The organism is Paracoccus sp. SSJ, from assembly GCF_030234105.1.
Lineage (GTDB): Bacteria > Pseudomonadota > Alphaproteobacteria > Rhodobacterales > Rhodobacteraceae > Paracoccus > Paracoccus denitrificans.
In genome coordinates, this window is record NZ_JASSPE010000003.1 from 275,823 (window position 1) to 283,380 (window position 7,558).

General features: G+C 65.1%; 8 protein-coding genes and 1 pseudogene. All 9 read left to right on the forward strand.

Features of this window, described 5'->3' with window-relative positions:
- Positions 1-310 precede the first annotated feature (310 nt).
- Entirely contained in the window at positions 311-580 is a 270-nt protein-coding gene (locus tag QPR87_RS05185; RefSeq protein WP_018426335.1) for a helix-turn-helix transcriptional regulator, read from the forward strand.
- A complete protein-coding gene (locus QPR87_RS05190) occupies positions 581-1,657 on the forward strand; it encodes a replication initiator protein A (RefSeq protein WP_100650083.1) in 1,077 nt (358 codons plus the stop codon). It abuts the gene before it with no gap.
- Between the two features lie 58 nt (positions 1,658-1,715).
- Positions 1,716-2,234 (forward strand): DUF2840 domain-containing protein, encoded by a 519-nt coding sequence (locus QPR87_RS05195; RefSeq protein ID WP_100650082.1) that lies wholly within the window; start codon positions 1,716-1,718, stop codon positions 2,232-2,234.
- On the forward strand, positions 2,231-2,776 hold the full coding sequence (locus tag QPR87_RS05200; protein WP_100650081.1) for a S26 family signal peptidase: 546 nt from the start codon (positions 2,231-2,233) through the stop codon (positions 2,774-2,776). The genes QPR87_RS05195 and QPR87_RS05200 overlap by 4 nt, the downstream gene beginning before the upstream one ends.
- Positions 2,777-2,814: 38 nt before the next feature.
- Complete coding sequence (locus QPR87_RS05205) at positions 2,815-3,150, forward strand: DUF736 domain-containing protein (RefSeq protein WP_100650080.1); 336 nt, start codon at positions 2,815-2,817, stop codon at positions 3,148-3,150.
- A complete protein-coding gene (locus tag QPR87_RS05210; protein WP_100650079.1) occupies positions 3,147-4,055 on the forward strand; it encodes a lytic transglycosylase domain-containing protein in 909 nt (302 codons plus the stop codon). The genes QPR87_RS05205 and QPR87_RS05210 overlap by 4 nt, the downstream gene beginning before the upstream one ends.
- A 460-nt stretch (positions 4,056-4,515) precedes the next feature.
- Positions 4,516-5,016: pseudogene (locus QPR87_RS23730) on the forward strand (relaxase/mobilization nuclease domain-containing protein); the annotation flags it as partial.
- A gap of 174 nt (positions 5,017-5,190) precedes the next feature.
- Positions 5,191-6,423 carry a DUF3363 domain-containing protein gene (locus QPR87_RS05215; protein WP_268905781.1) on the forward strand — a complete coding sequence of 411 codons (1,233 nt, stop codon included), beginning with the start codon at positions 5,191-5,193 and terminating at the stop codon, positions 6,421-6,423.
- A 216-nt stretch (positions 6,424-6,639) separates the two neighbouring features.
- Positions 6,640-7,558, forward strand: a 919-nt coding sequence (cml, locus tag QPR87_RS05220) for a CmlA/FloR family chloramphenicol efflux MFS transporter (RefSeq protein WP_285048679.1), incomplete at its 3' end; no start/stop codon positions are given.

A 7,558-nucleotide genomic window follows, 5' to 3' on the forward strand; every position in this document is an offset into this window, starting at 1 on the left:
GACCATAGGTCAAGGAGTTGGTGCCGTTCTGGCCAGCACCAGCCATTCGTGAGGGGTTTCGACGCCCCAGAGCAGCGCGTCTGCTCCACTCACATTCTTAGACGAACTGCTTGCGAATGTCTTCGCCTATTCAGCGCGACAGGCAACGAGCCGCTGAAATCCCTCATCTATTGGCCGCGCACCGCCCCGAGAGGGGGTGCCGCCAGCGCATAGGCGCAAATGCGGCACGCTACGCGCCGCCGATCCCTCGCCATGGTTCGCCACAGTCCGCTGCCGCCGCTGGCAGCCCAATCCCGACTGGAGGTGATCCATGCCCAACCCGCTTGCGGGCCTGCCGCCGCGCCTGCTGCGCACCAAGGAAGCCGCCCGCTTCCTCGGCATATCCATCCGCACCCTTGAGAAGCATCGCACCTATGGCACCGGGCCGACCTATCGCAAGGTCGGCGGGCGCGTCCTCTACACCGTCCGCGATCTGGAAGACTGGAGCGCGGCGGGTGAGCGCAAATCCACCCGCGACAAAACCGCCGGCACCGTCTTTCCTGCGCGTCCGCTTACGCCCGAAGAACGGGGCGACTGCTAGATGCTGCGCGAGGACGATCACGACCCCGCGCAGCCGACCGAGGACAGCGAGCGCAGCCGCCTAGACCCCTTCGTGGTCGCAACGGGCGACGCGCCGCCGCGCGACCAGCGCGACTTGATGGAACGGCCGTTCTTCTCGCTGGCGAAGACCCCGCGCACCAAGCCGATTCTCTACAAGGCCGCCGACATAGAGGTGCAGGTGTTCGGGATGCCCGAGCACGGGATGGCGACCATATGGGACGCCGATGTGCTGATATGGGCGGCCTCGCAGATCGTCGCGGCCGAGAACAACGGCCTCACCACGTCGCGCTTTGTCCGGTTTACGCCTTACCATCTGCTGCGCGCCATTGGGCGGCCGACCGGCAATCACCAATACCGGCTTCTGAAAGCCGCGCTGGCGCGGCTGCAATCGACCGTCATTGCCACCACCATCCGCAACGGCCCGCATTGGCGTCGCCGGCAATTCTCGTGGATCAACGAGTGGGAGGAAATGACGACGCACGCCGGCCGCGTCGAGGGTATGGAGTTCGTCCTGCCCGAATGGTTCTACAACAGCGTCATTGACCGCTCGCTGGTCCTGACCATCGACCCGGCCTATTTCCGGCTGACTGGCGGCATCGAGCGATGGCTTTACCGCGTTGCCCGAAAGCACGCCGGGCACCAGCGCCACGGCTGGGTTTTTGAGGTCGCGCACCTTCACCAGAAATCCGGCAGCCTCGCGCGGCCGTCCGACTTCGCGCTAGACCTGCGCCGGATCGCGGCCCGCCAGCAGCTCCCCGGCTACCTGCTCCAGATCGAGCGGGAAGACGGCCGCGAGCTGCTGCGCATCCGCCCCGGAAACCTGTCAACAGGCACTGTTGATAACCCTGTTAATGCCATCGGCAGATCAGGCGCACGGGGTATCGGCACATCAGGCGCACGACTATCGGCAGATCAGGCGCACGAACCGCAGCTAACGCTTTGGCCTGAAAAGCGGAATCCGACCGCTAACTTATCTAACAGAGAATCTAACTCTTTTTCTTTGACGCGCGCGCACGGGAAGCGTGGTGCCGGTTCTGCCCGAAGGGGCGAGCCATGACGGCCGCGCTCGACGCGCTGCGCCCGCGCAGCCCCCAGCATATCACCGGAGACGAACAATGACCCGTCGCGCCCACCGCAGCGCGCACGGCCGTCCTCTGCCGGATGGCCTCGCGCCCTTCACAACATTGGTCGAACTGACCTTCGAGAAACGCAAGGTCGAGCACTGGATACGCTTCGGCCGCAAGAGCTACGAGCAGATCATCGACCGCCGCCGCAGCGTCGTCGGCTTCGCGCCGGGCAGCGTCTTTGCCTTCGTCCGTTGGGCGAAAGGCGACCATGGCACGGTCGTTTCCCGCATCGACATTGTGCGGGCCATCGGGCGCGGCGAGCCGTTCCAGACATTGCCGTTCGTGCGCCCCGGCGGCGAAATCCTGTTGCGCCTCGACGGTTGGCCAAAGGTGCAGCGCGCGCTTGCCGCTATCGACGCCGTGGAATCGCTCGGCCTCGATCCGGCCGACGCTTCGCCGGAGCATTGGCGGCACGTCCACAACCGTTTGACCGCCAATCTGGAGGCGAACGCCTACACGCCCGAGCGACATGCCGCGTGGCTTCATCGCCGAAGGATCGACCCATGACGCGCCGCCGCACCCTTACGATCACGGCGCTGGTGGTGCTCGGCATCGCCGCCGCAAGCGCGGTCGAGACGCCGACGAAACTCATATGGAACGCCACCGCCAGCGCGCCAGTCGGGTTCTACACCGTCGAGCCGGCAGACCGGATCGACGTGCCCGAGCTGGTCGCCATCATGCCGCCCGAACCGCTCGCCGCCTTCATGGTCGAGCGCGGCTATATCGCGCGAGGCGTCCCGCTCTTGAAGCGCGTCTTGGGCCTGCCCGGACAGCGGGTTTGCCGCGCCGGCCGCACGATCACGGTTGACGGGATCGAGATGGGCGAGGCGCTGGAGCGCGACAGCCTCGGCCGCGATCTGCCCGTCTGGCAGGGCTGCCGCGTCATCGGCGGCGACCAGCTTTTCCTCATGAATTGGGAAGTCCGCGACAGCCTCGACGGCCGTTATTTCGGACCCATACCCGCAGCTTCCGCCATCGGCCGAGCGGTTCCGCTCTGGACCGATGAGGAAGGCGTCGGCCGCTACGAGTGGCGCGCGCCGACGCACTGAAACCACCCCCCCCGAAAACCAACCACAGGAGATTTCCCATGGCAGAGATAGGCACCTTCACCCGCACCGAAGCCGGCTATGCGGGGGAGCTTCATTCGTTCGGCCTCAGAGAACAGCTATTCATCGTCCCGGCCAAGCCGAGCGACGTGAAGAACGCACCCGACTATCGCGTGCGCCTCGGCAGCGAGGACGGCCCGGACGCCGGCCCCGCATGGAAAGACTCCAGCGAGAACGCTGGCGAGTTCGTGTCGATGCGATTGGAGGGGCCAATCTTCCCGTCCCCGATCCGCGCCAAACTGTTCCAGTCCAACGACGATCCTTCGGTCTGGACCCTGCGTTGGAAGCACGCCCGGAAGATCGAGGATGAGGAATGACAGCCGCGCGCGTTCGGCCCGCAATCCGGTCAAAGATCGGCATCCCTTTGTTCGCGGAAAAGCCGTCTCATCCCTTCGTCCCGCTCGGCGACCAGACGGCCGGCGCGCGCAGCGAAGGTCAGGGGCGGCCCCCGGCCGGCGCTTGCGCCTTGCCCTTGACCGCAGCGAGCACGCTGGCAGGCTGGCGGCGAAGCGGAGACAGGCCGGCATGGCATTATGTCGTCCTGCTGCTGGCGGGGGCGCTTTCCGTCTGCATAGGACCGGGCGTCGCCGTCGCGCAATCCGCATCGGTCGAGCGCCCGGCCGCCGCCCATCCGTATGCGGCGCACATCGTCGAGGCGTCGCAGCGGTTCGGCATCCCCGAGCACTGGATTCGTGCCGTGCTGCGCGCCGAAAGCGCGGGCGATGTGCGCGCCATATCGTCGGCCGGAGCGATGGGATTGATGCAGGTGATGCCCGACACATGGGCGGGCCTGCGCGTCCGCCATGGCCTCGGCCGCGATCCCTACGACCCGCGCGACAACATCCTCGCAGGCACGGCCTATCTGCGCGAGATGTTTGACCGCTACGGCAATGTCGGCGCGATGCTTGCGGCCTATAACGCCGGCCCCGGCCGCTATGACGAGCACCGCACGACGGGCCGCCCGCTTCCCGCCGAGACACGCGCCTATGTCGCCGCGCTCGCCCCGATCCTTGGCGGCGCGGCTCCATCGGATGCGCCGTTGCAACCACCGGCACCGCCGCCCGACTGGCGCGAGGCACCGCTATTCGTCATGCGCCCGGACGACACGCGAGCTGCCGCCGCGCCGCCGTCCGAGGTGCAAACAGGCGACGGCCGCGCCCGTGCGGAGCCGCAGGACGGCAGCATTTTCGTGGCGAGCGCCAGCGATGGGAGAACCCCATGAGGGCGGCGTTCCCGCGCTCGGCGGCGCTGGTTTCGGCATCTGGTCGGGCAGGTTTGCGCCCGGCAGGATTCCCGGCAGGAGGGGCAGAAAAGACAGAAAGGGCGGAGGGCAAGATTAAAGAAGACGGCACCATGTCGGGCCGCTTCTGGAAATTGTTGTTGTCTGCACACTGGTTAGGTGGCCGGTTCCGGCACCATGGTTTTGAGGGGCCGCGTGCCGCGATTTTGCGCAAAGCCTTGGCTTTGCAGGGTTTCAAGCGGCACCATAGGCGCAGATCGGCGGTTTTCCGGCGGTTTGGGCTGGAGTCGCGCCCTTGAGCGCCGACGACGAAAACCGCTTCCGACCGAAGCCCGGCCGCATCCGATCCGACACGCCGAAGGCTGGCAAGACCAAGAGCTTTTTCACGCAGGTCAGGAAGATCACCCGGCAGCATCAGGCGGCAGCCTCCCGCGACCCTTCCATGCCGTCATCCGCCCGCCCGTCATCGTCGGGCCGGTCCCGTGCCGTGGTCGCCAGCGGCAAGGGCGTGAAGCGCGGCCGGGGCGCGAGCTTCGTGCGTGCCCGCAATATCTCGGGCAACTGGCATCATCGCCAGCCGGGCAGCCGCCGCGTCATCGTCAAGCAGCGCAGCGTCAGGGCCGCATTGAAGGGCGGCCGTGCCCGTGCACATCTGCGCTATGTCCAGCGTGACGGAACCTCACGCGACGGCGAGCGGGGCCGGCTCTATTCGGCGACCGAGGACCGCGCCGATGGCGACGCCTTCCTTGATCGCGGCAAGGACGACCGCCACCAATTCAGATTCATCGTCTCGCCCGAGGAGGGGGCGGAGCTGTCGGACCTCACGGCCTACACCCGCGATTTCATGAAACAGGTGGAAGCTGACCTTGGCACCAAACTCGATTGGGTTGCCGTCAATCACTACAACACCGGCCATCCCCATGTGCATATCGTCGTCAACGGCCGCGACGATATGGGCGGGGATCTAGTCATCAACGGCGACTACCTTTCCGCCGGCCTGCGCGAACGCGCCAGCGAGCTTGCCAGTCTCGAACTCGGCCCCGTGACCGAGATCGAGCAGGCCCGCAAGCTATCCGCCGAGATCGACCAAGACCGTTTCACCCGGATCGACCGCGCCATGGTCGAGGAAGCCGATGCCCGTTTCCTCGACCTGCGCCATGAACTGGCAGAGCCGAGGCGGCAGTTCGAGCGCACCTTGCGCCTGCGCCGCCTTACCAAGCTGGAGAAGATGGGGCTGGCGACCGAGCACGCGCCCGCCGTTTGGGAATTGAGCAAGGACATGGAACCGGCCCTGCGCGAGCTAGGCGAGCGTGGCGACATTATCCGCACCATGCAGAAGGCGCTCGGCCCGCAGGCAGGCGAACGCGATCCCATGAGCTTCCAAATCCATGACGGAGCGCCCGAGACGCCTATCGTCGGCCGCGTCGTGGACAAGCACCTGTCCGACGAGTTGGGCGAGAACCTGACAATCGTGGTGGACGGGATCGACGGTAGGACGCACCACATCGCCGGCATCACGCCCGAGCGGCTGGAGGACGCCCGCATTGGCAGCGTCATCCAGATCGGCCCGGCCGAGGTGGCACCCCGGCCGTCCGACCGCACCATCACCGCCATCGCCGAGGACGGCATCTATCGGCCGAGCCGCCATCTGGAGCAGGCGAAATTCGAGGGCCGCGTTCCCGGCGGCGACGATGAGGGCTATATCGATGCCCATGTCCGGCGGCTGGAGGCGCTGCGCCGGGCCGGCATCGTCGAGCGCATCGACGCCGACCAATGGCGCATCCCAGATGATCTGGTCAGCCGCGCGGCTGATTACGATACCGGCCGCGACCGGCAGGCCAGCGTTCGCGTGCTTTCCCCGGTTGATCTGCAAAGGCAGATACGTTCGGACTGCGCGACATGGCTGGACCGGCGATTGGTCCATGGCGAAACGGCCGACCTTGCGCCGACCGGCTTCGGGCAACAGGTCCGCGAAGCCATGGACCAGCGCCGCGAGCATCATATCGAACAGCGCGACGCCACGCGCAACAGGGACGGCCGAATCTTCTACCGGCGCAATCTTCTCGCCACCCTGCGCGAGCGGGAAGTTGCGCGCGCCGGTGCGGAGATGGCCGAGGGCAAGGCGCTGCCGTTCCGCGCCGCCAAGGATGGTGAGAGTGTCAGCGGCAAGTTCACCGGGACTGTCCAGCTAACGAGCGGCAAGTTCGCCATCGTGGAAAAGAGCCACGAGTTCACCCTTGTCCCGTGGCGGCCGATCATCGACCGCCAGCTCGGCCGCGAGGTCGCGGGTATCATGCAGGGCGGTTCGGTGTCGTGGCAGTTAGGGCGGCAGCGGGGGTTGGGGCTATAGGAGCCAACGATACCGCATTGCAACGCAACAACTAATTCGATAAGAGCTGCTATTCAATTTCGTAATCGTGGAGCCATCAGCATGGGAAATTCCAAGTCAGCAGACAAGTAAGCCGCAACATCAGAATTGTTGTTGCGGCGCTCTGTAAGACCAATCCCATCTGATTGCTGACGAGCAGACGCTGCCCGGTATCCTTAATCGAGCGGTTGATTCGTCATGACCACCACACGCCCCGCGTGGGCCTATACGCTGCCGGCAGCCTTGCTGCTTATGGCTCCCTTCGACATCCTCGCCTCGCTGGCGATGGATATTTATCTTCCAGTCGTTCCGGCGATGCCGGGCGTCCTGAACACGACTCCATCCATAATCCAACTCACGTTGAGCCTCTACATGGTGATGCTCGGTGTGGGCCAAGTGATCTTTGGGCCACTCTCCGATCGCGTCGGGCGACGGCCGATCCTGCTTGTAGGCGCAACGGCTTTCGTTGCTGCGTCTCTGGGAGCGGCTTGTTCTTCAACTGCATTAGCCTTTGTTGCGTTTCGTCTGGTTCAGGCTGTTGGAGCATCGGCCATGCTGGTGGCCACCTTCGCGACCGTGCGCGACGTATATGCCAATCGTCCCGAAGGTGCCGTCATCTACGGCCTTTTCAGTTCGATGCTGGCGTTCGTGCCTGCGCTCGGCCCTATAGCCGGTGCGCTGATCGGCGAGTTTTGGGGATGGCAGGCGATCTTCATCACACTGGCTGCACTGGCTTCGCTCGCACTCTTAAACGCCAGTTTCAGGTGGCATGAAACCCGACCGTTGGATCAGGCCAGAACGCAACGATCTGTTTTGCCGATCTTCGCGAGTCCGGCCTTTTGGGTTTACACGGTCGGATTTAGTGCCGGCATGGGCACATTCTTCGTTTTCTTCTCGACAGCCCCCCGTGTTCTCATAGGCCAAGCCGGCTATTCCGAGATCGGATTTAGCTTGGCCTTCGCGACTGTCGCGCTGGTCATGGTCACGACAACCCGCTTCGCAAAGTCCTTCGTTGCCAAATGGGGTATCGCGGGATGCGTAGCGCGCGGGATGGCGTTGCTCGTTTCCGGCGCGATCCTGTTGGGGATCGGCCAACTTTTCGGATCGCCGTCATTTT

Coding starts and splice junctions, on each gene's coding strand:
- QPR87_RS05190 (WP_100650083.1), top strand. CDS start 581: ATGCTGCGCGAGGACGATCACGACCCCGCGCAGCCGACCGAGGACAGC.
- QPR87_RS05215 (WP_268905781.1), top strand. CDS start 5,191: ATGGTCGAGGAAGCCGATGCCCGTTTCCTCGACCTGCGCCATGAACTG.
- QPR87_RS05195 (WP_100650082.1), top strand. CDS start 1,716: ATGACCCGTCGCGCCCACCGCAGCGCGCACGGCCGTCCTCTGCCGGAT.
- QPR87_RS05185 (WP_018426335.1), top strand. CDS start 311: ATGCCCAACCCGCTTGCGGGCCTGCCGCCGCGCCTGCTGCGCACCAAG.
- QPR87_RS05200 (WP_100650081.1), top strand. CDS start 2,231: ATGACGCGCCGCCGCACCCTTACGATCACGGCGCTGGTGGTGCTCGGC.
- QPR87_RS05205 (WP_100650080.1), top strand. CDS start 2,815: ATGGCAGAGATAGGCACCTTCACCCGCACCGAAGCCGGCTATGCGGGG.
- QPR87_RS05210 (WP_100650079.1), top strand. CDS start 3,147: ATGACAGCCGCGCGCGTTCGGCCCGCAATCCGGTCAAAGATCGGCATC.